Consider the following 26583-nt stretch of genomic DNA (forward strand, 5'->3'; position numbering starts at 1 on the left):
AATGAATAGTGAATAATTAATAGCTAACTCAAACCAGTTTTTCTGTTTTTGAAAACAAAGAGGCCGCACCCAAACCGGGCGCGGCCTCTTGCATTTCAGGTAAAGCCTGAGGTCAATCGCGACGTTATTAATTATTCACTATTAATTATTAATTATCTTCCTGCACGCCTCGGACTCATAAAAGTCATCCAGCGACCAGCTAATGAACGGTTCCAGTACGCCTTGCTCAACCAGAACAGAAGCCCCTTTGGCGAGGGCGGGAACGGTGAACTCGCGAATCTTTTCTTCGCTGATCTGCATGCCTGCCAGTACATCCGCCAGGGTTTTTTCGCTCAGTGCGTCCACTGCCGCACGGATGCCAACGCTGATCAAGCGGCGGGTGTAATCGAGACGGGCACTTTCATCACCAATCTGACAGCCTTGCTCAACCAGGTCTTTGACGGTGCCGTTAGGAATTTGTGAGAGATAGTTGGCAGGTTTGAGCGGTGCCACACGGCGATACCCGTCACGGGCCAGCTGTTCTATCCGCTCATTGGTGAGCTGTTTGTTAAGCCACTGTTCCCCGGTCTTCAGGGTTTCGCGAATATTCTTTTGTAGATAACCGCGGATGGACTCTTCCATACCACCCATGGCCTTGCCGACCACGCTCTTGCGCCCCATCTTCATCACGCTGCTGACGCCCGGCAGTTTGGCCAGGGCGTTTTCTTCCAGCAAGAAATTCTTGATGCCGGTATACAGCATCTCGCTGACCATTTCGCTGACGAGTGGATGGTTCAAGCCGGCATGAATGGCTTTTTCTCGCAGGCTTTTCAGCTGCAAAGATTTTTCCAGTACGGCTTCAAAGTGCGCCTCACTGAGCAGTTCGCCAACGGTGGCGTCATCATTTTCGGCGGCCTTGAGCACTGCCTCGGTGGTTTGCACGATCACATCCTGCAAGCCTTGAGCACTGTTCGCTTCCAGCACCCATTGTTCAACTACTTGGCACAGGCTGTCGCTGTCCACCAGTTTCCCTAACGGTGTATCACCAAGGCAGGCGCTGGCCTGGGCCATGATGGCCTGCCAGTGATCCTGGTTTTGCAGTTGTTGGCAGAGGTGTGCCTTGTGGGCATCGCGCAGGGCGCTAATCAGTTCAGAAGACGACATGGTGACAAGCCTCGTTTTTATTGATTTAGAGCAATGCTCATTGATGTGCCGAGAGGTTCAATGGCCCCGTAGTTTGAACGTTGACCCTAATGCCCGGCAACCGGGGTTTGGTCATTGAATGTATCTTGCGTTATCCAAGGGGATCTGTATGCAACTGCAAGGACAAGTTAAAGGGGCTCTGCTGCTAACCGGCCTGCTGCTGGGTAGCCCACTCATGGCCAACCAGGCGGGGGATTTCATCGTTCGTGCCGGGGTTGCCAATGTGAATCCGGATGTCAGCAGTGAACGTTTTGATTCAGCGTTGCCGGCGGTGGGCGGTCTCGGTGTGGATGTGGATGATGACACTCAGCTGGGACTGACTTTCACCTATATGGTGACTGACTCTATTGGTGTGGAGCTGCTGGGCGCTACTCCGTTCACACACGATATTATCCTTGATACCGGTGGTGAGGGCCTGGTAGTGGGTGAAACCAGTCAGCTGCCCCCCACTGTACTTGCACAGTTTTATGCGCCCAAAATCGGCCCTGTTCGCCCTTATGTGGGTGTCGGCCTGAACTACACCCTGTTCTTCGAAGACAGCATTGACGATGCCGTTGTCAGTCCTTTACTTGGCGGTGCGGATGCGGATGTGAAGCTCAGCAACTCCATGGGACTGGCCTGGGAAGTCGGCGCGGATATCGCTTTGAATGACAAGTGGCTGTTGAATCTCAGTGCCTGGCAGATCGACATCGACACTGAAGCGCGCCTGTATGTGAATGATGCGCGTGTGGACAAGATCGATGTGGAGCTGGATCCCTGGGCATACATGGTCGGTGTTGGGTATCGGTTTTAGGTACGCCTGACGCCTGACGCAGGGACGCGTTTGGTGCTGGCTGCGTCTCCCACACGGCTATTCGGCGAAGCCGCTGTAGGAGCGAGCCTGCTCGCGATCCGAGCCTAAGCGAGGTAGGGATTCCAGAAGCGGGTTTTGAGTACCGAGTTTCGAAAATCTAAAACCTGGTTCCGGGTTAGGGTTTTGCCTTTCAAAACTCGGTACTCGCGACTCGAAACTCATTCCTCACTGAGGCTCGGATCGCGAGCAGGCTCGTTCCTGCAGCGGGGTATAGCGAGTCTTGTAGTGATGCAAAAAGGCCCGCCCGGGTACCGGGCGGGCCTTTTTACGTCAGGCGTCTGCAGTTTCCAGCGTTTCCGGAAACTGCAGCTTGAACACCTCAAAGCCGCCATCCAGGCTGACGGCCTGAAAACCCTGTTCGGTCAACCAATCCGCTGCGCCCTGGCTGCTGTTGCCGTGGTAGCAATAGATCACCAGGGGGCGAGTCTTGTCAGTGTCAGCAAAGAACTGATCCACATTGGCATTGGTCAGGTGCACGGCGCCGCGCAGGTGTCCGCTGGCAAAGCTGTGCGGGTCGCGAATGTCCACAAACAGCGCCTGGCCTTCATCGAAGCGGGCCTTGCCTTCCTGGGGGCTGATCCGTTCAGGCATTACTGGCTTCCTTCTCCTGCAGCAGGTCCGCAGGCGGATACTCGCATTCCAGCTTCATGCTGATGGCGCTCTCCAGTTCCGGCAGCAGGAAGGCGTCGTCTTCACAGGCGAAGCTGATGGACATGCCGCTGGCGCCAGCCCGACCAGTACGGCCAATACGGTGTACGTAATCTTCCGGGTCTTCCGGCAGGTTGTAGTTCACCACATGGGAAACGCCATCAATATGAATCCCTCGGCCCGCCACATCGGTGGCAATCAACACCTGCAGATCCCCTGAGCGGAACCGTTCCAGGGTTTTCATGCGCTGGTTTTGTGGCACATCGCCAGAAATCATCGACACCTTCAGGCCTTTCTTGAGCAGGCGGTCGTTGATGCGGCGGGTGATGTCCCGGCGGTTGGCAAACACAATCACCTTGTCCATGTTCATGCCAGTGATCAGGTTGTAGAGCAGTTTGAACTTGTCGTCGGTGTTGGTGATGTACACCTTCTGCTCCACCGTGTCCGTGGTGACCTGGGTCGGCTCGATTTCCACCACTTCGGCATCCTGTGTCCAGCGGCGAGCCAGGTTCATCACGTCCTCGTTAAAGGTCGCAGAGAAAAGCAGGGTCTGCCGGTGCTTGCTGCGTGGTGTCATGCTGACGATGCGTTTCACATCGGGGATAAAGCCCATGTCGAGCATGCGATCGGCTTCATCCAGCACCAGAAACTCGACCCGGTCCAGCCACAGGTCGCGGCGCTTGGCGAAGTCCAGCAGGCGGCCTGGGGTGGCGACCAGAATATCAATTTCCCGGCACTGCAGGCGCTCCTGCTGGCGATTGAAATTCATGCCACCCACCACGCTCATGACCTGCAGGTCGGTGTGCCTGGTCAGGCCTTTGGCATCTTTCTCGATCTGCATGGCCAATTCGCGGGTAGGCGCCACAATCAGTGCGCGCGGCTCGCCGGCGAAGCGGGGAACCTCCAGCGGATTTTTCAGCAAATCATTGATCACGGTCAGCAGAAACGCTGCGGTTTTGCCGGTACCCGTCTGGGCGCGACCAATGGCATCTGCGCCGGCCAGGGTGTGCTCCAGTACTTCTGCCTGAATGGGGGTGCAGTACTGGAAGCCCAGATCGGCGATGCCGCGCATCAGGCGCGGATCCAGATCAAAGTCATGGAAGCGGCGTTCGCCGTCTTTTTCGGGAACCTGGAATTGGTCCAGGCTCCAGGCATTTGCCTTGTCTTTTTGCATGTATTCGCTCAGTCTGAATGCGAGTGGTTGTTTTTTCTTTGCCTGTCACAGGCAGAGTCGGCGTTCAGGATCGGGGTGATGTTTGTGATTGCCAAGGCACCCCGGCCCTCGCCCTAACCACGCATTGTAGAAAAAATAGCCAGCGCTGTCAGAGGATCTTTAGTGATGAACATCCTGCGTGGAGGCATTGTAGTGTTTTGGCTGGGGGTACTGTTAGCCATTTTCATGGATTTACCGGCCCCTTTCGATCGCTTGCTGCTGATGGCCGGTGCGGTAGTCGCCGTGCTACACCTTCTGGAGCTGATGGGATTTGCGGTGTGGATCCGTCGGCACGGCGTGTTTCACTGGCGTGATGCCCTGATGGTCATGCTGTTCGGGGTGCTCTACCTCAAGCCCAGAATGCATGCGGTCCGCAGGGCTGTGCGGCCCTAGGCTCCCGCTAGAAGGCTTTGGAGTCCACCGTCAGGCCTACGTTCACCCAAACACCAGCACCTTGTTGTTGGCTGGCAGGTCGTGCTCGGCAAGCAGGGTGCGGCCGTGGCGTGCAAACGCTGCCTCAATCCATTCCCTGTCACGAATGCCCCTGAGTGGGTCGATTTCCTTGAGCCATTGATCAAAGGCCTGGTTGGATTCGCTGGTGAATTGGCCGCCCACATTAAAAGGGCCGTAGATCAGGAATCGACCTGCTTCCGTGAGGTGTTTGCAGCCTTCCTCGATACAACGCTCGACCAGTTCGGCCGACATGATGTGGAAAGTGTTGGCGGTAAACAGGTAGTCAAACCGGGCGCTTGGCCATTCTCTGCCCACATCCAGTGTGAGTGGATCCAGAGCGCGGCTTTCAGGATCACTCAGCCACAGGCGGACACCTGGCAGGTTTTCGGCCACATCTGAGGGTTGCCAGACAAGGTGGGGGAGGTGCGCTGACAGCCAGGCAGCGTGCTGCCCGGTGCCAGCCCCGATCTCCAGCAGCGTCCCCGGAGTCTCACAGTGTGTTTTCAGCACTGTCAGAATCGGGCCCTTGTTGTTCTCGCAGGCTTGGGAGAAGGGACGCTCGCTGGTCATCAGTTACTTGTTCATGTATTTCTGGCCCATGGCGATGAGCTTTTGGTAGCTGGTCGGCAGCAGGCGCTGCATGGCGTCTACCGCCACCGCATCAGAGCCGATCAGAACCCGGCGCTTGTTGGCCCGCACACCCTTCAGAATGGTGCTGGCCGCTTCTTCCGGAGTGGTGCGGAACAGTTTTTCGAAATCCTGGATGGATTTTTCCTTGTCCGCACCAGTGATGCGCTCGACACCGTCGGTCATGCGTGCCGCCTTGGCGATGTTGGTCTTGATGCCGCCGGGATGAATGGACGTACAGGAGACCGGGCTGCCTTCCAGTTCCAGCTCAATACGCAGGGATTCGGTAAAGCCACGCACCGCAAATTTGGCCGCGTTGTACGCAGACTGAGTGGGAATGCCCACCAGACCGAAGATGGAAGAGATGTTGATGATGTGCCCTTCACCGGACTGCTTCAGGTAGGGCAGGAAGGCCTTGGTGCCATACACCACGCCCCAGAAATTGATGTTCATCAGCCATTCGAAGTCATCATATTTCATGTCTTCCACGGTGGCGCCGAGCGCAACACCGGCATTGTTGAAGATCATGTTGGCATAGCCAAAATGATTCACCACGTCGTCGGCGAAGTCATAAAAGGCCTGACGATCTGCCACGTCCAGCACACGGGTCATCAGCCGGTCTTCAGCGAGGCCCAGGTCGGTCGCGGTCTTCTTCAGGCCGGCTTCATTGATATCGGAAAGGGCCAGTTTGGCGCCAGAAGCCGCCAGTTCCTGAGCCAGGGCTCGGCCGATGCCGGAGCCGGCTCCGGTGATGACGGCAACTTTGTCTTTGAAATTCTTCATGATGACTCCTTGATCTCCTCCCGAAAGGAGACGTGAAAACGGTTCCAGTTTCAAGCTGAACCTGCGAGGCACACTATGGGATCGTTTCCGGGTGCCTGGTGTGGTTGCCAGCTATTACATGGCAAGGAGTGTAGACACTTTGTCACTGCAGAATGGGCCAATACCGCACGGTATCTTGCTGGTGGCTGGCATTAACGCCGGCGTGAGCCGGCGCTAAAGTGATTCATTTCAGGCCAGGGCCTGCGGGAGGGGTTCGGCCAGCGGAGCGGCAATGGCTTCGTGGCTGAGCGTCATGAGCTTGAGGAGTTCCGCTTCGTCATGACCTCTTACCGGCAGTGGTGCATGCAGGGTCAGGCTGGCCTGATGCCCGGGCTGCAGGCGAATGGTGCCAGGGGGCAGAATTTCAAAGGTGCCGTTAAGGGTAACGGGGAGAACTGGCAACTGCAGATCCTGCGCCATTTTGAACGCCCCTTTCTTGAACGGCTTCAGCTGGCCGTTACGGCTGCGGGTGCCTTCCGGGAAAAACAGCACACTGGCGCCATTGTTGAGCCGTGCGCGGGCGGCGTTGAGACTGGCAATGGCCGCCTGCTGGTCGGAACGGTTGATGAAGATATGGCCAAGCTTTTCACAGCAGATACCGATGATCGGTACCTTGCGCAGCTCATGCTTCATTACCCAGCGGAAATCCATGCCCAGATAGCCATACAGGACAAAGATGTCGAACTGACTGAGGTGATTGGCCACAACCACATAGCTTTGCCCTGGCTCCAGGTGGTGTCGGCCGTAAACGTCCACGCGCACGCCACTGTAGAGAAGGCACAGTTTAGCCCAGGGCACAGCCGTGTAGCGGGCCACCCGATCGGCAGGCAGGAAAGGAACAAGGGCAAGGCACAGCAGCCCGCAAACCAGAGTGGTTGCAGCCATCAGCGGTACAAATACCAGCCAGCTATAGAGGAAGAAAAGCAACCGGGACATGGCGGTCCTCTCCGTTTACCAGTGACGCGCTATGGTAACGGAGAGCTGGCCGAAAATGACAGGGTGATAATCACTTTGTTACGTTTTCACTATGTGCCTGGCTGGCCACGCTCGGGGCGTTGTCCGGGTGGCCCGGACCGTGCAGCTCATCCAGATAATCGTAATAGTGACCCTGGTACTCAGGCTTGCGAATGATCCGGCGCAAACGCTCCAGGGTGAAGTAGGGGGCGTCGCGCAGCAGGATGTTGGCAATCCAGGCAGGAATGTAACCGCCGGGATCAAGAATAACCTCGTAGGTCATTTCCACCTGATCGTTGCCCAGGCGAATAAACCCTAGCTTGCCCCACATTTCCGGGAAGCGAATGTAGTCGTTGTTGGGGGGCAGGGCGTCAGGCTCATTGATCAACTCGATCATGACCGACTCTTCTTCGTCGGTTATTGTCAGCTGAACATCTGCATTCAGCACTGCTTCCCGGTCAGCCAGTGGCCAGGGCAGCTTGGTGGTAAAGCGTACATCCCGGTTCAGGGGGCCATCGCGACCAAATTCTTCCGCCCCATCAATCAGGTGTAACCATTTGGGGTAGGACTCGTAGTCATTGAGAATGGCGGCAAGGGCAAATTCGTCCTTGAGCTCAAAGCGGGTGACGCCGCGAAAAGTCTTCAGACGGGATTCATCCCGGTGCTTCATGTACACCTGAATGTCATTGCGATCACTGACCAGTTTCCAGTCCTGATCCTGTTCTTCGGCGTGGGCAGGGGAGAGCAGCAGCACAAACAGCAGTGCCAACCCGATACGTACAGCACGTTCCATGGTCGGGAGGGATATCCTTAATGTTGTTTTTGGCATATCAACTGCAATCATTATGACACCAATCCTCAGGCGATGAACATATTGTGATCACTTTTGGGGCTATTGGTTTAGCGGTTCTGATGGTCGGTTCAAATCCTGTGAGTTAACGGCAGGCAATTTTATGAACGGTGTAATAGGGTGTGCCACGGAGGGGGCATAGTGCGGTAAGGCGCTGAAATTGCCCTGCCGGACAGGCCAGGCGCTGGAAGGGATGCCGCGACTTCTTCGGGCTGGTTTAGTCTGCCTATTCATGGACAATAGGCGGCCTGATAAACACAGTGTGTGTAGACATTATAATGAAGCGTTTTTTCCATTTGCTGGTGGGGGCCGCCCTGGTGGCGGGCTATTTCGCCGCATCGCCAGAACATCTCTGGGAGCCGGCTCCGGTGTTTGATGTCCCCGCGGCAGGTTCCTCCCCCGAACATGATCAATGGCAGTATCGTTTTACCTCCGATGCAGACACCCCGCTGGTGCACGCGCCTGCCATGGTTGAACTGCCGGATGGGCGCCTGCGGGCGTTCTGGTTTGCCGGTTCCCGTGAAGGGGCCCCAGACGTGAATATCCACAGTGCCGTTTTTGACCCAGTGGCCGCCACCTGGACTGATGAAACGGTGGTGGTGACCCGTGAACAGATCAGCCAGGGCTGGGGGCGACATGTCCGCAAGCTTGGCAATGCGGTGCCTGTCCTGGATGACGATGGCCGCATGCGCCTGTTCGTGGTGGCGGTGAGCTTCGGTGGTTGGGCGGCCAGCCGTCTGGTCGTTCTGGAGTCCACGGACCTGGGGGCCAGCTGGACCTTTGACAAGCCGCTGGTGACAACCCCGTTGCTGAATATCAGTACCCTGGTGAAAACCCCGCCGCTGCGTTACAGCGATGGTTCCATCGGCTTGCCGGTATACCACGAGATGATCGGCAAGTTTGGCGAAATTCTGCGTCTTGATAAAGATAGCCATATTCTTGGCAAGTACCGCATCGGCCATGGCCGCAAGGCAATCCAGCCGCTGGTGCTGGTGGATAGTCCCAACCACGCAGTGGCGTTTCTGCGTAACGAGAATGAGCCCAATAATGGCTACCTCTTCCAGTCAGAGAGCCGCGATGGGGGCTGGCAATGGGATGAGCTGAGTTATTCCCCGCTGGAAAACCCCAGTGCCGCGCTGGGCGGTTTGGTTATGGGGAAAGGGCACTGGATGGTGGTGGCCAACTGCAACCGCGAGGAACGTGACGATCTCTGCGTGCGGGAAACCCGTGACGGCGGGACTAACTGGCACACAAGCTGGACACTGCATGACCGTGAAGAGTGGCGAAATGTGCGCCTGGACGAGCCAGCCTTCGCGTCGCTGATCCAGAAAGAAATGAGCATCGGTGAGTCACCGGAGGACCCGCAACGGTTGCTGGAGCGGGTAACGAACAACAAGTGTGACAAACGCCACGGTTGTCGCTTCCAGTACGATTACCCCTACATGATTCGCAGCAGCAATGGGGATCTGCACATTCTCTATACCTGGAACAAGAGCGCCATTCGTCATGCCTGGCTGAAAGCCGAAGACGTCACTCCAGAATCTGCTCAGCCTGCTGAAGAGGGCAATGACAATGACCATTGATCTGTTGATAGCGGCACTGGTTCTGGTGGCGGTACAGCTGCGCATGACGGCGGCCCTGATGCCCGAGAAAGCCCGCATCGTGTTGGCGGTGGTGGTATTTGCATGGTGCATGCTCCCCTATCCCTGGGGGCCAGCTGCCTGGGTGCTCAGCTATCTGGCCAGTTTCAGCGTGGCCTCCGGATTGCTGGCGGTGCTGGCCATCAAGCATCGTATCGTGGGGTATTACTGGTTACCGGTGAATCAGCTACGCGGCGCCTGTGTTCTGCTGGTGGTGCTGGCGTTATGGTTCTATCCCGCCAGCATGGGCTCGACGTATCTGGACCCGTATTCGTTGGGCTACGGCAACTTCACACTGAGCACCACGCTGTTGTTGCTGGGGCTGTTCGCCTGGGTGCTGAAAGCCTATGCATCCTGCATCATTCTGGTGGCGGCGCAGCTGGCGTTCCGGCTGGACCTGCTGGCCAGCGATAATCTCTGGGACTATCTGATCGATCCCTGGCTGGTGTGCTGGGCGGCGGGCTGGCTGATCCGGGATCGCCTGCTGCAATCCCGGGCCAATAAAGACGGCGGTCAGTCAGTCACTGGTGCCGATGATGATGCAGGCCAAAGCGACGCCGCCAGGTAGCCGACAGCAAACATCAGCAAATTACCGATCAGGCCGGTGTAGTAGAGGTCAAAGGGGGCGCTGAGTGCATCTGGCAGCAGCCCCTTGTTGGTCAGCACTGTCCACCCGGTGAACACCAGAGTGCAGCCAATTCCGCACCACGCTGCCCGTGCATCCCCGCGCTGGCTGAAGAAGCCCAACAGATACAAACCCAGCATGCCGCCGCCCAGCAGCGACACAAGGATAGTCGAGGTATCCTGCAAGGTTTTGGTTTCCGTACCGTTAAGCCACAGCGCCCCACCAATCATGAAGACGGTTACCGCCACGGCAATGCCCCAGGCCACGCGCAGATAATGACGGTCGTCCTGTCCTGGACGCAGGTGACGGCGGTAGAGATCCACCACGCTGACGGTGGTCACCGAGTTGATGCTGGAGTCCAGCGAGCTCATGGCCGCGGCCAGCGCAGCTGCAATCACCAGGCCTGCCACACCCGCGGGCAGGTAGGCGGTAATGAAATGCGGCATCAGGGTTTCTGCGCGGGCTTCCCCCTGCAGAATCGCACTGGCCTGCACATCCGGATAGACCTGGAAAAATACCCACAGAGCGGTACCCAGAAACATGTAGAACGCCCAAATAGGCAGTGCGGTAAATAGATACACCCACAAGCCACGACGGGCTTCCTTGGTGGATTGGGAAGCGCAGTAGCGTTGCACCGTATTCTGGTTGCTGGAATATTCGGTGAGCCAGTTGGTCAGGCCGATCAGCAGCATCATGGTGGCGGTTTTTTCACTCAGCGAGAACGACCAGGAGGTCTCCCCCGGCGCGCCATTTTCCCATGGGGCGAGGGCGAACTTGCCTGCCTGGCCGGCAAGATCGAACACCTGGCTCAGGCCGCCGGGCAGGGCCTCAAGAATTACCCATAGACAGACCACACCGCCCAGCAGCAGGATCACGGTCTGCAGGACATCGGTCCAGATGACGGCATCAATTCCGCCAATTACCGTGTACAAGCCGACAAACAGCCCCCCCAGGATAATGGCGGTGGTGGGAGTGACCCCGGTGACTTCCTGAATCAGCAGTGACAGCAGCCACAGTATCATGGCCAGGCGGACCAGCTGGGCGACCAGGAATGCGATGGCACCATACACCCTGATAGACGGACCATAACGCATTTCCAGAAATTCATAGGCGCTGGTCATGTTGCCGCGACGAAAGAATGGCAGGAACACAAAGGCTGCCACCAGCATGGCGGGCAACAGGGCAAGATTTGGCAAGTAGCGCAGCCAATCAGTCTTGAAGGCATCCGCTGGGTAGGCAAGGAAGGTGATGGAGCTGATAGAGGTGCCCACCAGCGACAAGCCGATGACCCAGCCGCGAAAACGGCGACCGCCCACGAAATATTCTTCGGTGCTGGTGTTCTTGCGGGAAAAGTAGATTCCTATTCCCAGTACCACAAAGAGGTAGCCCGCCAGAACGATCCAGTCTGCGATTGCCAGTTTCATTGTTGTTATTCCGGTTCAGGCAACAGGGCAGGCAACATGCTGCGGCGTGCAGCATGTTGCCTGCCGCGTGATGCGTTTATTGCTCGATATAGACGTTGTCGGCCTGTTCGCCACGGTCCGACATGCGCGTATCGAAGCGTACCTTGGTGCCGGTGCGCAGGCTGCGTCGGCCGCCGTTTTGCACTGCCTTGAAGTGAACAAACAGCTCTTCCCCTTTGTCGGTCAGGATAAAACCGAAGCCCTTGTTGGGGTTGAACCATTTCACTTCACCGCGTTGCTGGCCATTGCCGCCCGGCATGGGCAGTGGCAGTTTGCTGGGAACCAGCTTGCCGAAGGGGATCAGCGGCAGCAGATAGACGGCTGCAGGCAGCCACATCCACCACTGGTCGCCAAACACACGGCTACCGTGGCTGGCTACCAGACCGGCCAGATAGAAGAATACCGCCACATGCAGCGGCAGGCGCTCGGCACTGTCGCGCAGGCAGACCAGATTGACGGCGGCGGCCAGTAGCAGGCCAAGACCGGTTTGTTGGCTGTGCACATTGGAGATTTGTACGAAGGCCAGGTTTTCGTGAATGGTGACGATGGCCATTTCCGGAGCAAACAGTAGCCAGGCACCAGGAATGGCAAGCAAAAGCGCCGCTGCGGCATAAAATGCGGTCAAAGGTTTGGAGGGATTCATGGATTTGACGTTACCTTGTAGATATTGAGAGTTAACTAAACGAGAAACAAAACCCACCGGGATTAAGGTAGGGTTGCCCGATCTGCGTATTAAATATGGCAAAAAAAGCCTCAAAGACGCTGGGTACGACCGTGCAACCCGCGCATTGTACCCAAGCCGCAGCCGAAACTCATGTGGAGTCGAATTGACAGACTATCCCTTTCTGAAAGACAGCTATCTCTCTGCTCTGGAGCATAGCGGTGCAGTGACCGCAGAGCGTGGCTGGCAGCCATGCCATTTAGCCGGGGAGAGTGGCTGGGTTCCGCTGTATCTGCGCAGTCACTCGCGGGGTGAGTATGTATTTGATTACAGCTGGGCCGACGCCTACCAGCGCCATGGGCTGGCCTACTATCCGAAGCTGGTGACGGCCATCCCGTTTACGCCGGTCACCGGGCCCCGCTGGCGGGGTTCCCTGGAGCCGACCCGGTTGTGGGAAGGTGTGCAGGAGCGCATGAACGAGACGGGAGCCAGTGGCTGGCATTTGCTGTTTCCGGATCAGGCCTGTCGTGATGCGCTTGTGGATTTGCCGCTGGCAGCGCGTCAGGCATGCCATTTTCGCTGGCTTAATCGAGACTACAGTGATTTCGAGGATTATCTGGCCCGCTTCCAGTCCCGTAAACGCAAGAACCTGCGCAAGGAGCGGCAGCGGGTCGCGGAGCAAGGAGTTACCATTGAGAGAGTGGCCGGTCCGTTAGTCAGCGCTGAGCAATGGCGTGTTTTCTACCAGTGCTATGCCAGTACCTACCTGAAACGAGGGCAGCTTCCTTATCTGGGTGAAGACTTCTTTTTGCAGCTCGCACAGACAATGGCGTCACAGATCCTGTTGGTGCTGGCCTCAAGGAACGACAAACCCATTGCCGCGGCACTGTACTTTCTGGACGCTCAACAGCTATACGGCCGCTACTGGGGGTGCCTTGAGGAGGTGGATGGGCTGCACTTCGAGTTGTGCTACTACCAGGGTATTGAGCATGCCATCGCCGCTGGCTTGCAGGTATTCGACCCCGGTGTGCAGGGTGAGCACAAGATCCTGCGTGGCTTCGAGCCAGTGATTACCTGGTCATTGCACTACCTGCGTGAACCGGGCTTTCAGAATGCCATCATGGATTTCTGTCAGGAAGAAGCGGTGCATGTGCATCGATATCGGGATGAGGCTATGACACTGTTGCCGTTTCGCAAGGATGGCGGGTGATTCGAAGAGCGATCGCTTGCTGGCGGGCACCCGCAGTGGTTTTATCTCGTGCAGTCAGGCGTGTATTCAGGCAGCGACTTGCTCATCGCGATGATACAGGATCGACATGGTAATCAGGTCGCAGGGGTCGGCCCGGGGGTGTTCCGGAGACTTGGGGCCAAGAGCGTTGGTCACATCATCCATTTCGCTGGCCTGAGGATCGTTAAGGTCGGCGAGGAATTCCCACACCCGGCCATCGCGGTCCACCAGGGTGCCGGTGTAAACGCCTTCATCAAAAAGACAAACACTGGAAAACACGGTGTTGTCCAGGTCGAGGCCCTGGGTCTTGACCCACTGGGTGAGCCCCGGGTCCAGATCTCCATTACGAACCTGACGGGTAAGATAGTCCACGGCGGCCCAGGCGTTTCGGGTGCTGGCTTTGTTGAGTTCCATATCCGCTTACCTTGTACGTGCTGCTCCCTCACTATGCATGGTCCACATGCTCGTTGCAGGGTGCAGACAGGCCAAAATGTCCCGTTCTCTCAAGGGGATATTCTGCGTGTACAGACATCCCATCATATAGGCAGATGCTTAAATAAGTGTAAGCCATCACCTACAGGTGAAGATGATTCAGTAGGCGATTATCGACTAACGGCAGTCAAAAAGCGGCGGAAGGGGGCATTCCAGCAGGCTGGACAGCGCCCGCAATAGCTCTCGCTCGGCCGTTTTCAGGGTGTTGTCAGCCATGGCCAGATCTACCGCGCAGTCGATCACCGGGCCTTTCAGTAGAGGAGAAAGGTCCGCAAGGCGATCTACCGCTGCGAACAGCTTCTTGCTGCTGCAGTGGCTGAGGGGGAGCAGGTTGCGGGCTCCGGGCAGGAGGCTGCCGGCGTGCTGGCGAAACAGCGCTTCAGCCTGACTGCCCTTGGCGCCACCAGCCCAGACCAGCACCGAGAACAGTTGCTGAAGTTCCTGGGCCACGGCGCCAAAGCGGTGGAATCGGGTGTGGCGGTTTCGCCCGGCATTCTCGTCCAGCTGTTGGCGAGCCAGTGCCAGCAGCGTCCATTCGAACAGACTGAAGTGATCGTCAGCGTGACAGAGGGCTTCCAGCTTCGTCAGAAACTGCTGGCGGGCTTGGGTGGGCTGGGGCTTCAGGCTTGCCAGAGCCATATCGACCAAGGGTAGGCGAGTTTCAGGCCCAAGCGCTTTCAGTGACTGGGTCAGCGACTGCAGCGAGGCACTATCTTCCAGCTGGCACTGAGCCAGCTGGGCGCTGCTGTCATAGTCACTGCCTGCCAGCACCAGGGCAAACAATACCTCCCGGGCTCCCTCTGGGGTGCGGGTCTGGTTGCGCACTGTCTCGGGCAAAGCGTCCAGCAGCTGACGGGCGTAGTCCATGTCGCCCTGCTGTACCGTGCCGACTTGCTGAGAAGGGGCGCTGCTGACGGGAGTGCTGCCGGTGGTGCCAGCAAAACCGGCACTACCCTCGGGCGTGGATGTGGCAGCAGCATTACTGCCCGCGTTGCCCTGTTGTTGTCTGGCTCGTGTACGTGCCCGGGCTACCCAGTCCGGCCCGAGCGCCCCAAGGCGTTCATCCAGTGAAGGATGAGTGGCCAGCCATTGCTTCAGCTTCATGGGAATGGAGGGCGCAAAGCACATATGGCTCATGTCTTCCGCATGGCGTGAGGCCAGGTAGGAGCCGCCATCATTGCGGATATGGATCAGAGCGCCGGCCAGCCCAGCTGGATTCCGGGTGAACTGCACAGCCGAGGCATCGGCCAGCAGCTCTCGCTGGCGGCTGATGGCCGCCTTGATCAGGCGGCCAAAAAACAGCCCTACATAGCCGATGGCTACGAGCGCCAGGCCAAGCACAGGCAAACCGTTGTTCTTGCTCCGCGAGGAGGAGAAGGAGCGGCGCGAGCGACCTGAGCTGTGAAGCAGGTATTCGCCAATTTTTCCCACTGCCAGTATGCCGGCCAACACCGCCACCATGCGCAGGTTGATGCGGATATCCGAGTTGAGAATGTGGCTGAACTCATGACCAATAACGGCTTGCAGTTCATCCCGCGAGAAGCGGTCCAGGCTGCCGCGGGTCACGGCTATGATGGCTTCTGATGGGCGAAAGCCCGCCGCGAAGGCGTTGATGGTGTGTTCCTCGTCCATCACGTAGACCTGCGGCACGGCAATGCCGGAGGCGATGCTCATTTCTTCCACCACATTGAGCAGCTGTCGTTCGGCGCTGTCGTTGGTGGAGGCTCTGATCAACCGTCCGCCAAGCATTTCCGCCAGGGCGCTGCCTCCCTTGCGCAGTTGCCAGGTTTTTAGCAGGCAGCCGAACAGGATCACCGCCAGGGTAATCAGTGCGCTCCAGTAGATCACCGGGTTGAGCAGCAGGTTGGCGCCATCGCCATTCAGGCGGATGCCGGAAAAGCCCAGCGTCAGTGCCACGGCGGCAGTGACACTGGCAACGACAGCGAGAATGGCCAGGCAGAAATAAAGCACAAGCAGGCCAGTGCGGCGCTTGGCCTTTTGTTGATGCTGAAAAAAATCCATGGGTCAGGGACCCTAAAAGCTGACTTTGGTGGCCTGCCGGGCGGCTTCGTTTTCAATCTGCAGCAACTGGGCTTCCTTGAAACTGCCAAACAAGCCGCCGATAAAGTTCTGCGGAAATTGTTCACGGTAGGTGTTGTAGTTCATCACCGCATCATTGAACGCCTGACGGGCAAAGCCAATCCGGTTTTCGGTGCTGGTCAGCTCTTCCATCAGTTGAGACATGGTCTCGTTGGCTTTCAGATCCGGGTAGTTTTCGCTCAGTGCGAAAAAGTTGGCCAGCGAGCCGGAGAGCAGGGATTCTGCCTTGCCCAGCTTGGCCATGGCGGCGCCGTCATCCGGATGCGCGGCAGCGGCTTTCTGGGCGCTAACTGCCTGATTGCGGGCCTCGATCACCTGGGTCAGCGTCTCTTTTTCGTGGCTCATGTACGCTTTGGCGGTTTCCACCAGATTGGGGATCAGGTCGTGTCGGCGCTGCAGCTGTACATCAATCTGGGCGAAGCCATTCTTGAAGCGATTCTTGAGCGCGATCAGACGGTTGTAGATGGCGATGATGTAAACAATGATGGCGACGATGACGCCCAAAAAGATCAGCATGCCCATGACGGGTTGTCCTTCCCCAAGCGAATTTATTGTTGGCCTCTAAACTACTGCAAAAGTGTGAATGGGGAAAGGTGGACCTGTGTTGCCAGAGTAGGGGTATTCTATGCTTTTCAGGGCGTGTAGGTATGGCCGAGCCTCGAGGGAAGCAGTTTCGAGTTGCGAGTGACTAGCTTCGAAAATCTGAAAACCTGGGTTTGGAAGCAGGTTTGGGGTTTTGCTTTTCGAAACTCGTCACTCGTTTCTGGAATCCCTACCTCGCTTGGGCTCGGATCGCTTGCAGGCAAGCTCCTACGAGAGCTCCGTTACGCAGGCTTAGTATTTTATGCCCCACTTGCGATACAGGAAGCCCATGATCCAGGCGGGACCAATCATCAGATACTGGATGTCCTCAAAGAAAGACGGCTTCTTGCCCTCTACCTTATGACCCCAGAACTGCCCGATCCAGGCGAGCACGAACACCACCAGAGAGAACAGCCAGATGGTCACGCCGGCGCTTTCCAGTAATGACAGGGCGAGCAGACACAACAGGCTGAATGCCAGCATGCCGGCGGCAATGGGGGGAGAGAGGCGGACGTAGTAGAGGGTCACCCCCACCAGTGCCAGGCAGGCCCAGAAGCCGGTAAAAAGGGGCGCGGGTATGGCCCACAGGAAGCCGATGATGGTGAAGAAGATTACCGGCACACAGACAAAGTGCACCTTCTTGTTGGTGGGGTTCTGGTGGCTTTCGCCATAGGCGTCAAGCCAGTCGTCCATGCTCCGGGTCGCCATGATTCACTCCCTTTTGTCTTTGTATAAAGGGAGTATGTCACCGCGATGCGCAATCAGGAAAGGGGGTGGAGGTGCGGGTGAGGCCGGATGTTTTATGCCGCGTCAGGCATCAAGCGTCCGGCCTCAGGCTTGTCACGCCCCCAACCAGACCGCCACATCGGTCGGCTTGATCGGCAGATAATGATCCACCAGCAGGGCCGTGAATAACGCAAAAAGATACGTTATCGAATAGCCGAAGGTCTTCATTGGCAACTTCGGGTCATCGGAAAAACGCAGTCGCACCGCATGGTAAAGGAACACCAGCCCCAGAATAAGCGCAGCCAGCAGGTAGATCAGGTCACTCATCCCGGTGAGATACGGCAGCAGCGTGCAGATAAACAGCAGGATGGTGTAGTACAGCACTGACTCCCGGGTGAACGGGATGCCATGGGTGACCGGCAGCATGGGAATGTCGGCCTTGGCGTACTCATCCTTGCGGTGAATAGCCAGCGCCCAGAAATGCGGTGGCGTCCAGACGAAAATGATCAGCACCAGCAGCCAGGCGTAGGGATGCACATCTCCCGTTACGGCGGCCCAGCCCAACAAGGGCGGGATGGCACCCGCGATGCCGCCGATCACAATGTTCTGCGGGGTGGCGCGCTTGAGATAAAGGGTATAGATGAAGGCATAGCCGACAAAGCCGAACAGGGTCAGCCAGGCGGTGAGAGGGTTCACCAGAAAATACAGCATGATCATGGAGGCGGCCGCCAGCAATACCGCGAAGGTAATGGCGGCTTTGGGGCTCAGTTTGCCCGCCACCAGCGGCCGTTTTTCGGTGCGAGTCATGATCGCATCAATCTTCTGGTCCATGATCTGGTTGATCGCGGCAGAAGACATCATCGCCAGCGTCAAACCTATGAAGGACGGAATAAAGATACCCATCGGGACCATGCCAGGCGGATCGGTGGCCAGGAACATACCAGCCACGGCGGTGACCATCAGCAGCATGACGACACCGGGCTTGGTCAGCGCCAGATAATCACGCCAGGTGGTGGTTTCGCTCATGAGCAATCTCCATTGCGCCGTGGGTTACCGGTGCCGCACTTTACATTGATGGCACGAATAAACAGCACCAGGGCGGCGAGCAGGATGACGGCCACAAAATTGTGGGCGACGGCTACGTCCAGAGGGACAGCGAACACCACATTGCTGATGCCCAGGGCCAGCTGCAGGGACAGCAGGCCAAACAGGATGAACGCAAAGTTTCGGAAGAACTTGCTGCGCGCACGCAGCAGAATTTTGGCCACCAGAGCCAGTACCAGCAAGGTGACCAGCAGGGCGCCGAAACGGTGCATCACATGGATAGTGGTGCGCGCCTCGTTATCCAGTACGCCGAACTCGTAATCCGGTTTGTCGTGTTCGTGGCCCCAGAAGATAAAGGCTTCATCGAAGTCGAGGCGATCCTGCCAGCCTTCCTCGCAGATCGGCAGCTCGGTACACGCCACCGCTGCGTAGTTGCTGGCAGTCCAGCCACCGAGGGCAATCTGCAGAATGACCGCCGCCAGGCTTAGCGATGCGATGGGCTTGAGCATGCGCACATCACAGTCATTGAGGAAGCTGGGCCAACGGAACACCCGGGCAGTGAGTAATACCAGCAGGGTAAAGGTGGTAAACCCGCCCAGCAGGTGCAGCATCACGATGGTGGGCTGCAGACCCATGGTCACGGTCCACATGCCGAGGATGCCCTGGAAGGTGACGAGTGCGACGAGGAACAGAGGCAGTTTCAGTGGCTGCTTTTCACGCTTGCGGTTAATGAAGGACAGCACCGCAATAATGATGATGGTGAGCCCCAGCGTGGAAGCGAAGTAGCGGTGGACCATCTCGGGGACCGTCTTGTGTGCTTCACGCAAGGCGCCGGGGTCTGTTTCATTAGTGGCATTCACGTGGTCGATGGCCTTGCGAACGTCCAGATGGCCATAGCAGCCAGGCCAGTCAGGGCAGCCAAGACCCGCATCAGCGAGCCGCGTCCAGGCGCCAAGCGTTATTACACCCGCTGCCAGAAGGACGGCAAAAACACAAAAAACGCGCAGCCAGCGCTGCGACGTGGTTGGGGTATCCATAAGCCGATTAACCTATCAGTGACCCTTTCAGGGTGCGTTTGAGGTCTACGCGGATGTTTTCCGCTTCTTCCAGGGTGGCTTCCATGTTTTCGTGCGTTGGATAACGCATGAAGATCTGGCCGTCCGGGCTGACCAGAAAGATATCGCCGACGGGCTGGCTGGGTTCCGGAGTGTAGACTGGAGCCAGCGCGCTTTCTACAGCGTTCAGGGAGGCATTAATCGAGATCATGCCTTCAACATTATTGTGCAGGAATTCGGTCAGGCTTTGAGCCGCGGGGGCGGTGTGAACAATCACACGGCGAACCCGGTCGATGTCCTCGCCCAGTGCCAGACGTACCTGGCGGATTTGATAATAAAGCCCGTTTTTGCAGCGGGTGTCGCATTCGCTGCCTGCGACATAAAGGATGGACCACATGCCTTTCGTGTCATCGTCATCGAACAAGTGCCCGGCGCCATCATTGGCTCCCAGGTTGGCGATATCGATATGCGGAATCAGCAGTTGCCCCTTGTTCTGGCGAGGCAGCTCCCAGGGGTCAATCAGAAAGCGGCCTGCCAGGGCAAACAGCACAAAGGGGCTGATGATGGCGAGCAGGGTCAGCTTGTTCTTTGTCTTTGGTGACATGTCAGTGTCTGTTCTCCATGGTGCCGCCGGATAAAGGGACGAGCACCTTATTCAGGCTTGCCGGTGAGGCGGCGCTTCTGGGCGCGAGTCCCGGCGAACAGGAAAATCACCAGGGCTGCGATAGCCAGAGCCAGCCATTGCAACGCATAGGCCTTGTGCTGCTGTGGGCCCATGACGGTGATGTCCTGCCAGTGCCTGGGTAATGGGTCGAGACCGCCCAGCGACAGATCCGGGGTGACCCGGATTTCGAAGGGCGCCAATTCTACCCCAAGTTTTTCGCCGATGGCGTGAAAATCCACTTTTTGTACCCGCAGGGGCCATTGATTGTCTGGCAATGGCTCTTCTTTGAGTACAAATGCCTCTCCTGGAGACTGATAAACGATCCCTTCGACCTGGATTCGCCCTTTTACAAAGGGAATCGGGGGTAATACATCGCGGCGTGGGCCCCGCGGTAGCCAGCCGCGATTGATCAGTACCCAGCGGCCCTCATCCGTCAGCATGGGGCTTAGCAAGTGGTAGCCTGCCACGCCATTCAGGGTGCGGTTGTCCAGCAAAACCGGGTGAGTATTGTCGATTTCTCCGCTCAGCTGAGCGCGGCGATGTTGTGGATCGTCATTCGCGAGCAGGGTGGTCAGACTGGCAGGAGGAAGTTCGGCCTTTTCCTGCTGGCTTTCGAGCCAGACACGTTTTTGTTCGGCTCGCTCCAGCTGCCACCAGCTCAGGCGTAAACAGGTACCAACAACCACAAAAAGGGCGATCAAAGCCAGGTAGGCCCTGACGCGAGTGCGCGTTGCCATAGTGGAAATCTCTGCCTGTTGGCCGTTGGGCCACCAGCCTGCTGTGTGCATGGCGCTGGCGGATGATTACAATGGCGGCACATTCTACATAGGACAACCCGATGCGGCCATGCACAGTGCGTGGCTGCGGACAGTTTGTCTAACAGGAGTCACCTATATATGTGGTGGGTAAAGCTGATTGTTGTTGTACTGCTGCTTGCGGCCGTGTTTTCGCTGGGCCGAGCGCTGATGGCGCTGGTGAAGGGGGAGAAAGGCGAGGGGAAATCCAGAACCATGAAGGCGCTGGCCTGGCGAGTGGCTTTTTCCGCCGGGGTTTTCCTGTTCATCCTGTTCAGCATGTTGATGGGCTGGATCACGCCCCATGATGTAAACCCGAATAAATTGTACGGCCAGCCTATACACCAGCAGGCCCCGGCTGATCCTGGTTCCGTTCCGGAGCAGTAAAATCCCGGTAAAACTCCTGGCGGGGGCTGAACCCTCGCTGGGTGAAAGCACTCTATAAGCCATGATTTGCCGATTCAGGAGTGCATCATGGTGGCTATGCGTTTGATTTTATTGGTTTTTGTGAAGCTGGTGGCCCGAGCCGAACGGCTGGCACAGTCACGTGTGCATCGTGATGGGTTGGGTGCAGGCGAAAAAAACGCCAAATTTCACTGAAGGAAGGAACTTTCCTGAGGTGAGAATGACAAATTCTCTGAAAGAAACGTTTTCTCCTCAAGAAATATCAGGCAACCCTCAGGGCGTTCGATGGCATCGGCGCCCTATTTTTTTGCCTTTTGAAGACGGGTGACAGGATTACTTGTCCCGCGGCGGCGTGGGCGGGAAGGTCAGGGTGGCGATATTGGGGCCGCGGGCTTCCGAAATCTTCATGGGGCCTTCCTTGCGTACCTCATCAATGCGGATGACGGCGTGGGTTGGGATATAGGAGCGGATGACGTCAGTGAATTCGCTCTTCAGCTTCTCTTCCGCCGGATCAACCACTACTCCGTTTCGCTCGCCAAACTGAAACTCTTCTACTTCAATAAAGCCATAAAGGTCGCTTTGGTATATCTGTCCGGCATAGATTTCGTAGGTTTTGCCGTTATTCAGGAATATCACTCGATAAATCGGACGATCTTCTGGCATGGGGGTGTCCGCTGGATTGCAGAAAAAGGCGACGGAGTCTAGCACAAAATGTAACGCTGCATCTGCCTGAAAAGCTTGATAAACCCTGCCCTTTGGCTGGACTTTACCCATGCGAATGACTAGAGTTGGCGCCCATAAATGCAATAGGGCATTTTGCCGCACCCTGTTCAAACTGTTGAGTCTCCAGCTGTTGGGAACTAGCTGGTTGATTTCATTGGTATTGCGCCTGTGCGACGGCAGTAAATGACCACCCCCTTGGTCACTGTGGTCCACAGTTGGGTGTAGCGGATTCTCTGCGCATCAATCCTGAAACTTCGCTTTCCAGGTGCCGGTAACGGCAAAGAACAAGCGTGCCCATATAGAGGCATCGCTGGGGAAAACAGGGAGCAAACGCATGCAGTCAACTCTGTTCCACCGCGCGGCGGCGGGTCTTACGGCACTGATGATCAGTGGCATGACCTACGCAAGCGACTGGACCGAACGTTCCAACCTTGACCTGCGACCCGGTGTTACCGAGGTCAGCCAGGATATTCAAGACCTTCACACTACCGTTCTCTGGATCGTGACCGTTATCGGTCTGCTGGTGTTCGGCCTGATCGTGATTTCCATGATCCGCCACCGCCGCTCCAAGAACCCGAATCCGGCCACTTTCCACGAAAATGTTTTCCTGGAAGTACTGTGGACAGTGATTCCTTTCGTGATCCTGATCGCCATGGCTGTGCCCGCGACCCGCGTGCTGGTCAAACTGGATGACACGGCAGAATCCCAGCTCACGGTAAAGGTGACCGGCTACCGCTGGAAGTGGAGCTACGAATACCTGACCTACGAGGACGACAATAATATTGGTGTGTCCTTCTTCTCCAACCTGGCGACCCCGCCGGAGCAGTACAACAACCCGGTACTGTCTGGTGGCCTGTTCCCCTATGGCACCGCCAAAGATCTGGTCGGCAAGGAAGCTCCCGAGAAGGATCACAACTACCAGCTGGAAGTAGACAAGAAGCTGGTTATCCCGTCAGGCCAGAAAGTACGCTTCCTGGTGACTTCCGACGACGTGATCCACTCTTTCTGGGTGCCGGACTTCGGCGGCAAGAAAGATGCCATTCCGGGCTTCGTCAACGAAATGTGGGCGCTGGTGCCGGAAGGCAAGGAAGGTACCTACTACGGTCAGTGTGCTGAACTGTGTGGTAAGAACCACGCCTTCATGCCTGTTGCTGTGGAAGTGGTTACCCAGGATGAATTCAAGGCCTGGATCGCCGAAGAGAAGGAAAAGGCCGCATCTGGTCCTGACCTGACCCCGTTCTCGGGTCTGGATCAGGCGATGGAAGAAGGTCAGCAGGTGTACGCCACTGCGTGTGCTCTTTGTCACGGTGCTAACGGTGAAGGTGGTATTGGTCTTCCGTTCGCGGGCACTGACTTCGCTACCAAGAGCGAGTACCTGAACGAACATATCGATGTGCTGGTGAATGGCCGTGCCGCCATGCCCAGCTTCAAGGCTCAGCTGACTCCACGCCAGATTGCGGCGGTGGTCACCTACGAGCGTAACGCATTCGGCAACGATACCGGCGATCTGATTCAGCCCGCCGACGTTAACGACCACGAATAAGGGAGGGGAAAGCAATGTCTACTGCAGCTGCAACCCATGATGATCATCACGATCATCACCACGCCCCGACCGGCCTGAAACGTTGGCTGTTCAGCACCAACCACAAAGATATTGGTACTCTGTACCTGTGGTTTAGCTTCGCCATGTTCCTGGTTGGCGGCTTTATGGCCATGGTAATTCGTGCCGAGCTCCTCGAGCCCGGCATGCAGTTCGTGGATCCGGAATTCTTTAACCAGATGACCACCGTGCACGGTTTGGTCATGGTGTTCGGTGCGGTGATGCCCGCCACGGTTGGCCTTGCCAACTGGATGATCCCGCTGATGATCGGTGCGCCGGATATGGCGCTGCCGCGGATGAACAACTGGTCCTTCTGGATCCTGCCGTTCGCCTTTGGCATCCTGATCTTCGCTGTGCTGATGAGCGCCTTCGGTGCCGGTAACCCCAGCGCACCGAACTTCGGCTGGACCTTCTACGCCCCGCTGTCTACCAAGTATGGCCCGGCGTCGACTGACCTGTTCATCCTGTCTGTCCACATGATGGGTATTTCCTCCATCATGGGTGCGATTAACGTGGTGGTAACCGTCTTCAACATGCGTGCCCCGGGCATGACCCTGATGAAGATGCCGCTGTTCGTATGGACCTGGCTGATCACCGCCTTCCTGCTGATTGCCGTGATTCCGGTGCTGGCGGGTGTGGTGACCATGATGCTGACAGATCGTCACTTCGGCACCAGCTTCTTCGATGCCGCCGGTGGCGGTGACCCGGTACTGTTCCAGCACGTTTTCTGGTTCTTCGGGCACCCCGAGGTGTACATCATGATCCTGCCGAGCTTCGGCATCGTGTCAGCGATCATCCCTGCGTTCGCTCGCAAGCCTCTGTTCGGGTACGCCTCCATGGTGTACGCAACTGCGTCCATCGCGCTGTTGTCGTTCGTGGTATGGGCTCACCACATGTTCACCGTGGGCATGCCGCTGGCCGGCACCCTGTTCTTCATGTACATGACCATGCTGATCTCCGTACCAACCGGTGTGAAGGTGTTCAACTGGGTGGCCACCATGTGGCGCGGTTCCATGACCTTTGAACTGCCGATGAAGTGGGCGATTGCCTTCGTTGTACTGTTCACCTGTGGTGGTCTGTCCGGCCTGATGCTGGCCATGACTCCCATCGACTTCCAGTACCACGATACCTACTTCGTAGTAGCTCACTTCCACTACGTACTGGTGACTGGCGCTATCTTCTCTATCTTCGCTGCTGCCTACTACTGGCTGCCGAAGTGGTCCGGTGTGATGCCCAGCAAGCTGCTTGGTGAACTGCACTTCTGGAACTCTCTGATTTCTGCAAACCTGCTGTTCTTCCCCATGCACTTCGTGGGCCTGGCTGGCATGCCGCGTCGTTACGCTGACTACGCGCTGCAGTTTGCGGACTACAACTTCTGGATTTCCATCGGTGGCTTCTGGTTCGGTCTGTCCCAGGTGATCTTCCTGGTGGTTGCAGTACGCTGCGCCATGAAGAAGGGCGAGCCGGCTCCGGCCAAGCCTTGGGAAGGTGCAGAGGGTCTGGAATGGGAAGTGCCGTCACCGGCGCCGTTCCACACGTTCGACACCCCGCCGGTGATCAAGTAACCGACACGTAGCGAGGGCACTATGAGTGAGAATCAGCTCAGCGTGGAACAGCGCAACAAGCGTACGCTGAAAAAGCTGGTGATCTGGGCGATTGGCATGTTTGCCTTTGCCTTCCTCATGGTGCCCTTTTATAACGTGATCTGTGATATCACTGGACTGAATGGAAAGACATCCAGTACGGCTGCCGCCGATGCTCCGGCTGAAGTGGTTGAAGACCGTACCGTGACAGTGGAATTTATTACCCAGAAAGGGGACGGGATCACGGGTGAGTTCACCTCTGAGACCAAGCGGGTGAAGGTGCATCCGGGTGAAATCACCCTGGTGCATTTTTATGCCAGCAACCCCACAGATTCGGACATGGTGACCCAGAGCATCCCTTCGGTGACTCCGGGTATTGCGGCGCGTTACCTGCATAAAACCCAGTGCTTCTGCTTCGATCAGCAGACTCTGGCGGCAGGCGAACGCAAGGACATGCCGATGATTTTCTATCTGGATCCGGAAATTCCCCGTCACATTAATCAATTCACTCTGTCGTATACCATCTTTGATGTGACAGAGCGGGTCGCCGGTAAAAACAACAGCGTGGCTGTGAACTGATAACAGCTGGTTGTAGAGGAGAATTTTAATGGCTACTGACAAGTATTACGTACCGGAAAGCAGCCCCTGGCCGCTGACCGCGTCCATCGGTCTGTGTATGACCGCTGTGGGCGGCGCTCACTTCATCCAGCAAAGCACCATGGCTGATATGGAGCCGAGCTTCACTGGCAAGCCCCTGTTCTTCCTGGGTCTGGCCTGGTTGCTGGTAGTGATCGCCCTGTGGTGGCGCGACACCATCAAGGAATCCGTGACCGGACTGCACAGCAACCAGCTGGGCGGATCCTACCGTCAGGGTATGCTGTGGTTCATCTTCTCTGAGGTGATGTTCTTCGCGGCCTTCTTTGGTGCCATGTTCTACACCCGTTGGTTGATCATTCCCTGGCTGGCCGGTGAAGGCTCCAACGCCATGACCCACGAGCTGCTGTGGCCGAATTTCCAGGCCATGTGGCCGCTGACCGAGACCCCGTCCGGTCAAATGACCCAGGCCATGGGCGCATGGGGCTTGCCGGCGATCAATACCGCGATCCTGCTGGTGTCCTCCATCACCCTGACGATCGCTCACCACGCTCTGCTGGAGGGCAAGCGCGGTACCCTGATCCTGTTCCAGGCCATCACGGTTGCCTTGGGTGTGCTCTTCCTGGGCCTGCAGGCACTGGAATACGTACATGCCTATGACATGGGGCTGACTCTGGACGCGGGTATCTACGGAAGCCTGTTCTTCCTGCTGACCGGTTTCCACGGTGCCCACGTGACTATCGGTACCATCTTCCTGCTGGTTACCCTGATCCGTGTGATCAAGGGCCACTTCAGTGAAGACAACTGCTTTGCCTGGGAAGCGGGTGCCTGGTACTGGCACTTTGTAGACGTGGTATGGCTGTTCCTGTTCGTTACCGTGTACTGGCTGTAAGAGACGCTGCACGCGTCACGCAACACTGCCCACAAAAAAGCCGCGCCCCGAAAAGGGCGCGGCTTTTTTGTGGGCGGCTCTGCAGCGCTGGGCGCTGGACGCATCACGCC

Annotated in this window: 29 protein-coding genes; 11 read left to right on the forward strand and 18 right to left on the reverse strand. The window is 57.1% G+C overall.

The features are described 5' to 3' along the window. Positions 1 to 141: 141 nt before the first annotated feature. Positions 142 to 1143, reverse strand: a complete 1002-nt coding sequence (locus GFN93_RS07870; protein WP_153500339.1) for a hypothetical protein — start codon at positions 1141 to 1143, stop codon at positions 142 to 144. A gap of 148 nt (positions 1144 to 1291) precedes the next feature. Here GFN93_RS07870 and GFN93_RS07875 point away from each other — a divergent pair, with 148 nt between their 5' ends. Next, the gene (locus GFN93_RS07875) at positions 1292 to 1975 is read left to right on the forward strand and encodes an OmpW/AlkL family protein (RefSeq protein ID WP_153500341.1); all 684 of its coding nucleotides are present in this window, start codon (positions 1292 to 1294) and stop codon (positions 1973 to 1975) included. 330 nt (positions 1976 to 2305) lie between these two features. On the opposite strand, the gene glpE is transcribed toward GFN93_RS07875, so the two are convergent. Together glpE and rhlB are read right to left on the reverse strand one after the other, a co-directional pair. Then, a complete protein-coding gene (gene glpE, locus GFN93_RS07880; protein ID WP_153500342.1) occupies positions 2306 to 2626 on the reverse strand; it encodes a thiosulfate sulfurtransferase GlpE in 321 nt (106 codons plus the stop codon). Next, positions 2619 to 3857: an ATP-dependent RNA helicase RhlB gene (gene rhlB / locus GFN93_RS07885; protein ID WP_153500344.1), complete on the reverse strand. Its 1239-nt coding sequence runs from the start codon at positions 3855 to 3857 to the stop codon at positions 2619 to 2621. Before rhlB ends, glpE begins: the two co-directional genes overlap by 8 nt. Positions 3858 to 4022: 165 nt before the next feature. Here rhlB and GFN93_RS07890 point away from each other — a divergent pair, with 165 nt between their 5' ends. Continuing rightward, positions 4023 to 4289 carry a DUF1145 domain-containing protein gene (locus GFN93_RS07890; RefSeq protein WP_153500346.1) on the forward strand — a complete coding sequence of 89 codons (267 nt, stop codon included), beginning with the start codon at positions 4023 to 4025 and terminating at the stop codon, positions 4287 to 4289. 42 nt (positions 4290 to 4331) lie between these two features. Here the strand turns inward: GFN93_RS07890 and GFN93_RS07895 are convergent, their stop codons facing one another. The 4 genes from GFN93_RS07895 to GFN93_RS07910 form a co-directional block, all read right to left on the reverse strand. Continuing rightward, positions 4332 to 4919, reverse strand: coding sequence for a DUF938 domain-containing protein (locus GFN93_RS07895; protein ID WP_153500348.1), 588 nt, complete (start codon positions 4917 to 4919; stop codon positions 4332 to 4334). A 3-nt stretch (positions 4920 to 4922) separates the two neighbouring features. Continuing rightward, positions 4923 to 5759, reverse strand: coding sequence for an SDR family NAD(P)-dependent oxidoreductase (locus GFN93_RS07900; RefSeq protein WP_153500350.1), 837 nt, complete (start codon positions 5757 to 5759; stop codon positions 4923 to 4925). Between the two features lie 228 nt (positions 5760 to 5987). Further along, positions 5988 to 6734: a lysophospholipid acyltransferase family protein gene (locus tag GFN93_RS07905; protein WP_153500351.1), complete on the reverse strand. Its 747-nt coding sequence runs from the start codon at positions 6732 to 6734 to the stop codon at positions 5988 to 5990. Positions 6735 to 6804: 70 nt separating this feature from the next. Further along, positions 6805 to 7545, reverse strand: a complete 741-nt coding sequence (locus GFN93_RS07910; protein ID WP_153500353.1) for an START domain-containing protein — start codon at positions 7543 to 7545, stop codon at positions 6805 to 6807. Between the two features lie 335 nt (positions 7546 to 7880). On the opposite strand from GFN93_RS07910, the gene GFN93_RS07915 reads away from it, so the two are divergent. Both GFN93_RS07915 and GFN93_RS07920 read left to right on the forward strand, forming a co-directional pair. Beyond that, entirely contained in the window at positions 7881 to 9185 is a 1305-nt protein-coding gene (locus GFN93_RS07915; protein ID WP_153500355.1) for a sialidase family protein, read from the forward strand. Continuing rightward, entirely contained in the window at positions 9169 to 9810 is a 642-nt protein-coding gene (locus tag GFN93_RS07920; protein WP_235901734.1) for a hypothetical protein, read from the forward strand. The genes GFN93_RS07915 and GFN93_RS07920 overlap by 17 nt, the downstream gene beginning before the upstream one ends. Here GFN93_RS07920 and GFN93_RS07925 read toward each other — a convergent pair. Together GFN93_RS07925 and GFN93_RS17550 are read right to left on the reverse strand one after the other, a co-directional pair. Then, entirely contained in the window at positions 9756 to 11291 is a 1536-nt protein-coding gene (locus tag GFN93_RS07925) for a sodium:solute symporter (RefSeq protein ID WP_153500356.1), read from the reverse strand. The genes GFN93_RS07920 and GFN93_RS07925 overlap by 55 nt on opposite strands. Before the next feature lie 76 nt (positions 11292 to 11367). Further along, entirely contained in the window at positions 11368 to 11973 is a 606-nt protein-coding gene (locus tag GFN93_RS17550) for a cold shock domain-containing protein (RefSeq protein WP_328594402.1), read from the reverse strand. A gap of 184 nt (positions 11974 to 12157) precedes the next feature. On the opposite strand from GFN93_RS17550, the gene GFN93_RS07935 reads away from it, so the two are divergent. Continuing rightward, the gene (locus GFN93_RS07935) at positions 12158 to 13201 is read left to right on the forward strand and encodes a GNAT family N-acetyltransferase (protein WP_153500358.1); all 1044 of its coding nucleotides are present in this window, start codon (positions 12158 to 12160) and stop codon (positions 13199 to 13201) included. A gap of 66 nt (positions 13202 to 13267) precedes the next feature. Here the strand turns inward: GFN93_RS07935 and GFN93_RS07940 are convergent, their stop codons facing one another. The 8 genes from GFN93_RS07940 to GFN93_RS07975 form a co-directional block, all read right to left on the reverse strand. Next, entirely contained in the window at positions 13268 to 13633 is a 366-nt protein-coding gene (locus GFN93_RS07940) for a hypothetical protein (RefSeq protein ID WP_153500359.1), read from the reverse strand. A 195-nt stretch (positions 13634 to 13828) separates the two neighbouring features. Continuing rightward, positions 13829 to 15733 (reverse strand): M48 family metallopeptidase, encoded by a 1905-nt coding sequence (locus GFN93_RS07945; RefSeq protein WP_153500361.1) that lies wholly within the window; start codon positions 15731 to 15733, stop codon positions 13829 to 13831. A 12-nt stretch (positions 15734 to 15745) separates the two neighbouring features. Next, the gene (locus tag GFN93_RS07950; RefSeq protein WP_153500362.1) at positions 15746 to 16333 is read right to left on the reverse strand and encodes a LemA family protein; all 588 of its coding nucleotides are present in this window, start codon (positions 16331 to 16333) and stop codon (positions 15746 to 15748) included. A 312-nt stretch (positions 16334 to 16645) separates the two neighbouring features. Next, entirely contained in the window at positions 16646 to 17101 is a 456-nt protein-coding gene (locus tag GFN93_RS07955) for an Mpo1 family 2-hydroxy fatty acid dioxygenase (protein WP_153500364.1), read from the reverse strand. 132 nt (positions 17102 to 17233) lie between these two features. Further along, positions 17234 to 18145 (reverse strand): heme o synthase, encoded by a 912-nt coding sequence (cyoE, locus tag GFN93_RS07960; protein WP_153500366.1) that lies wholly within the window; start codon positions 18143 to 18145, stop codon positions 17234 to 17236. Further along, positions 18142 to 19200 carry a COX15/CtaA family protein gene (locus GFN93_RS07965; RefSeq protein WP_153500368.1) on the reverse strand — a complete coding sequence of 353 codons (1059 nt, stop codon included), beginning with the start codon at positions 19198 to 19200 and terminating at the stop codon, positions 18142 to 18144. The genes cyoE and GFN93_RS07965 overlap by 4 nt, the downstream gene beginning before the upstream one ends. A 7-nt stretch (positions 19201 to 19207) precedes the next feature. Continuing rightward, a complete protein-coding gene (locus GFN93_RS07970; protein WP_153500371.1) occupies positions 19208 to 19822 on the reverse strand; it encodes a thioredoxin domain-containing protein in 615 nt (204 codons plus the stop codon). Between the two features lie 47 nt (positions 19823 to 19869). Further along, a complete protein-coding gene (locus GFN93_RS07975) occupies positions 19870 to 20619 on the reverse strand; it encodes an SURF1 family protein (RefSeq protein ID WP_153500373.1) in 750 nt (249 codons plus the stop codon). A gap of 159 nt (positions 20620 to 20778) precedes the next feature. On the opposite strand from GFN93_RS07975, the gene GFN93_RS07980 reads away from it, so the two are divergent. Together GFN93_RS07980 and GFN93_RS17455 are read left to right on the forward strand one after the other, a co-directional pair. Further along, entirely contained in the window at positions 20779 to 21063 is a 285-nt protein-coding gene (locus tag GFN93_RS07980) for a twin transmembrane helix small protein (protein WP_153500375.1), read from the forward strand. A gap of 87 nt (positions 21064 to 21150) precedes the next feature. After that, complete coding sequence (locus GFN93_RS17455) at positions 21151 to 21276, forward strand: hypothetical protein (RefSeq protein WP_268885542.1); 126 nt, start codon at positions 21151 to 21153, stop codon at positions 21274 to 21276. A gap of 138 nt (positions 21277 to 21414) precedes the next feature. Here the strand turns inward: GFN93_RS17455 and GFN93_RS07985 are convergent, their stop codons facing one another. Next, positions 21415 to 21744 carry a DUF1820 family protein gene (locus GFN93_RS07985; protein ID WP_153500377.1) on the reverse strand — a complete coding sequence of 110 codons (330 nt, stop codon included), beginning with the start codon at positions 21742 to 21744 and terminating at the stop codon, positions 21415 to 21417. Positions 21745 to 22138: 394 nt separating this feature from the next. On the opposite strand from GFN93_RS07985, the gene coxB reads away from it, so the two are divergent. From coxB to GFN93_RS08005, 4 genes are read left to right on the forward strand one after another with little or no spacing between them, the layout of a single operon-like run. Beyond that, positions 22139 to 23347 carry a cytochrome c oxidase subunit II gene (gene coxB, locus GFN93_RS07990; RefSeq protein WP_153500379.1) on the forward strand — a complete coding sequence of 403 codons (1209 nt, stop codon included), beginning with the start codon at positions 22139 to 22141 and terminating at the stop codon, positions 23345 to 23347. A 14-nt stretch (positions 23348 to 23361) separates the two neighbouring features. Beyond that, complete coding sequence (gene ctaD / locus GFN93_RS07995) at positions 23362 to 24969, forward strand: cytochrome c oxidase subunit I (protein ID WP_153500381.1); 1608 nt, start codon at positions 23362 to 23364, stop codon at positions 24967 to 24969. A 21-nt stretch (positions 24970 to 24990) separates the two neighbouring features. Then, positions 24991 to 25566 carry a cytochrome c oxidase assembly protein gene (locus tag GFN93_RS08000; protein ID WP_153500383.1) on the forward strand — a complete coding sequence of 192 codons (576 nt, stop codon included), beginning with the start codon at positions 24991 to 24993 and terminating at the stop codon, positions 25564 to 25566. A gap of 28 nt (positions 25567 to 25594) precedes the next feature. After that, entirely contained in the window at positions 25595 to 26473 is an 879-nt protein-coding gene (locus tag GFN93_RS08005) for a cytochrome c oxidase subunit 3 (protein ID WP_153500385.1), read from the forward strand. Positions 26474 to 26583: the final 110 nt, after the last annotated feature.

Source organism: Alcanivorax sediminis, from assembly GCF_009601165.1.
GTDB classification, from domain to species: Bacteria; Pseudomonadota; Gammaproteobacteria; order Pseudomonadales; family Alcanivoracaceae; genus Alcanivorax; species Alcanivorax sediminis.

Coding starts and splice junctions, on each gene's coding strand:
- GFN93_RS07870 (WP_153500339.1), bottom strand. CDS start 1,143: ATGTCGTCTTCTGAACTGATTAGCGCCCTGCGCGATGCCCACAAGGCA.
- GFN93_RS07875 (WP_153500341.1), top strand. CDS start 1,292: ATGCAACTGCAAGGACAAGTTAAAGGGGCTCTGCTGCTAACCGGCCTG.
- glpE (WP_153500342.1), bottom strand. CDS start 2,626: ATGCCTGAACGGATCAGCCCCCAGGAAGGCAAGGCCCGCTTCGATGAA.
- rhlB (WP_153500344.1), bottom strand. CDS start 3,857: ATGCAAAAAGACAAGGCAAATGCCTGGAGCCTGGACCAATTCCAGGTT.
- GFN93_RS07890 (WP_153500346.1), top strand. CDS start 4,023: ATGAACATCCTGCGTGGAGGCATTGTAGTGTTTTGGCTGGGGGTACTG.
- GFN93_RS07895 (WP_153500348.1), bottom strand. CDS start 4,919: ATGACCAGCGAGCGTCCCTTCTCCCAAGCCTGCGAGAACAACAAGGGC.
- GFN93_RS07900 (WP_153500350.1), bottom strand. CDS start 5,759: ATGAAGAATTTCAAAGACAAAGTTGCCGTCATCACCGGAGCCGGCTCC.
- GFN93_RS07905 (WP_153500351.1), bottom strand. CDS start 6,734: ATGTCCCGGTTGCTTTTCTTCCTCTATAGCTGGCTGGTATTTGTACCG.
- GFN93_RS07910 (WP_153500353.1), bottom strand. CDS start 7,545: ATGGAACGTGCTGTACGTATCGGGTTGGCACTGCTGTTTGTGCTGCTG.
- GFN93_RS07915 (WP_153500355.1), top strand. CDS start 7,881: ATGAAGCGTTTTTTCCATTTGCTGGTGGGGGCCGCCCTGGTGGCGGGC.
- GFN93_RS07920 (WP_235901734.1), top strand. CDS start 9,169: ATGACAATGACCATTGATCTGTTGATAGCGGCACTGGTTCTGGTGGCG.
- GFN93_RS07925 (WP_153500356.1), bottom strand. CDS start 11,291: ATGAAACTGGCAATCGCAGACTGGATCGTTCTGGCGGGCTACCTCTTT.
- GFN93_RS17550 (WP_328594402.1), bottom strand. CDS start 11,973: ATGAATCCCTCCAAACCTTTGACCGCATTTTATGCCGCAGCGGCGCTT.
- GFN93_RS07940 (WP_153500359.1), bottom strand. CDS start 13,633: ATGGAACTCAACAAAGCCAGCACCCGAAACGCCTGGGCCGCCGTGGAC.
- GFN93_RS07945 (WP_153500361.1), bottom strand. CDS start 15,733: ATGGATTTTTTTCAGCATCAACAAAAGGCCAAGCGCCGCACTGGCCTG.
- GFN93_RS07950 (WP_153500362.1), bottom strand. CDS start 16,333: ATGGGCATGCTGATCTTTTTGGGCGTCATCGTCGCCATCATTGTTTAC.
- GFN93_RS07955 (WP_153500364.1), bottom strand. CDS start 17,101: ATGGCGACCCGGAGCATGGACGACTGGCTTGACGCCTATGGCGAAAGC.
- cyoE (WP_153500366.1), bottom strand. CDS start 18,145: ATGAGCGAAACCACCACCTGGCGTGATTATCTGGCGCTGACCAAGCCC.
- GFN93_RS07965 (WP_153500368.1), bottom strand. CDS start 19,200: ATGGATACCCCAACCACGTCGCAGCGCTGGCTGCGCGTTTTTTGTGTT.
- GFN93_RS07970 (WP_153500371.1), bottom strand. CDS start 19,822: ATGTCACCAAAGACAAAGAACAAGCTGACCCTGCTCGCCATCATCAGC.
- GFN93_RS07975 (WP_153500373.1), bottom strand. CDS start 20,619: ATGGCAACGCGCACTCGCGTCAGGGCCTACCTGGCTTTGATCGCCCTT.
- GFN93_RS07980 (WP_153500375.1), top strand. CDS start 20,779: ATGTGGTGGGTAAAGCTGATTGTTGTTGTACTGCTGCTTGCGGCCGTG.
- GFN93_RS17455 (WP_268885542.1), top strand. CDS start 21,151: ATGGTGGCTATGCGTTTGATTTTATTGGTTTTTGTGAAGCTGGTGGCC.
- GFN93_RS07985 (WP_153500377.1), bottom strand. CDS start 21,744: ATGCCAGAAGATCGTCCGATTTATCGAGTGATATTCCTGAATAACGGC.
- coxB (WP_153500379.1), top strand. CDS start 22,139: ATGCAGTCAACTCTGTTCCACCGCGCGGCGGCGGGTCTTACGGCACTG.
- ctaD (WP_153500381.1), top strand. CDS start 23,362: ATGTCTACTGCAGCTGCAACCCATGATGATCATCACGATCATCACCAC.
- GFN93_RS08000 (WP_153500383.1), top strand. CDS start 24,991: ATGAGTGAGAATCAGCTCAGCGTGGAACAGCGCAACAAGCGTACGCTG.
- GFN93_RS08005 (WP_153500385.1), top strand. CDS start 25,595: ATGGCTACTGACAAGTATTACGTACCGGAAAGCAGCCCCTGGCCGCTG.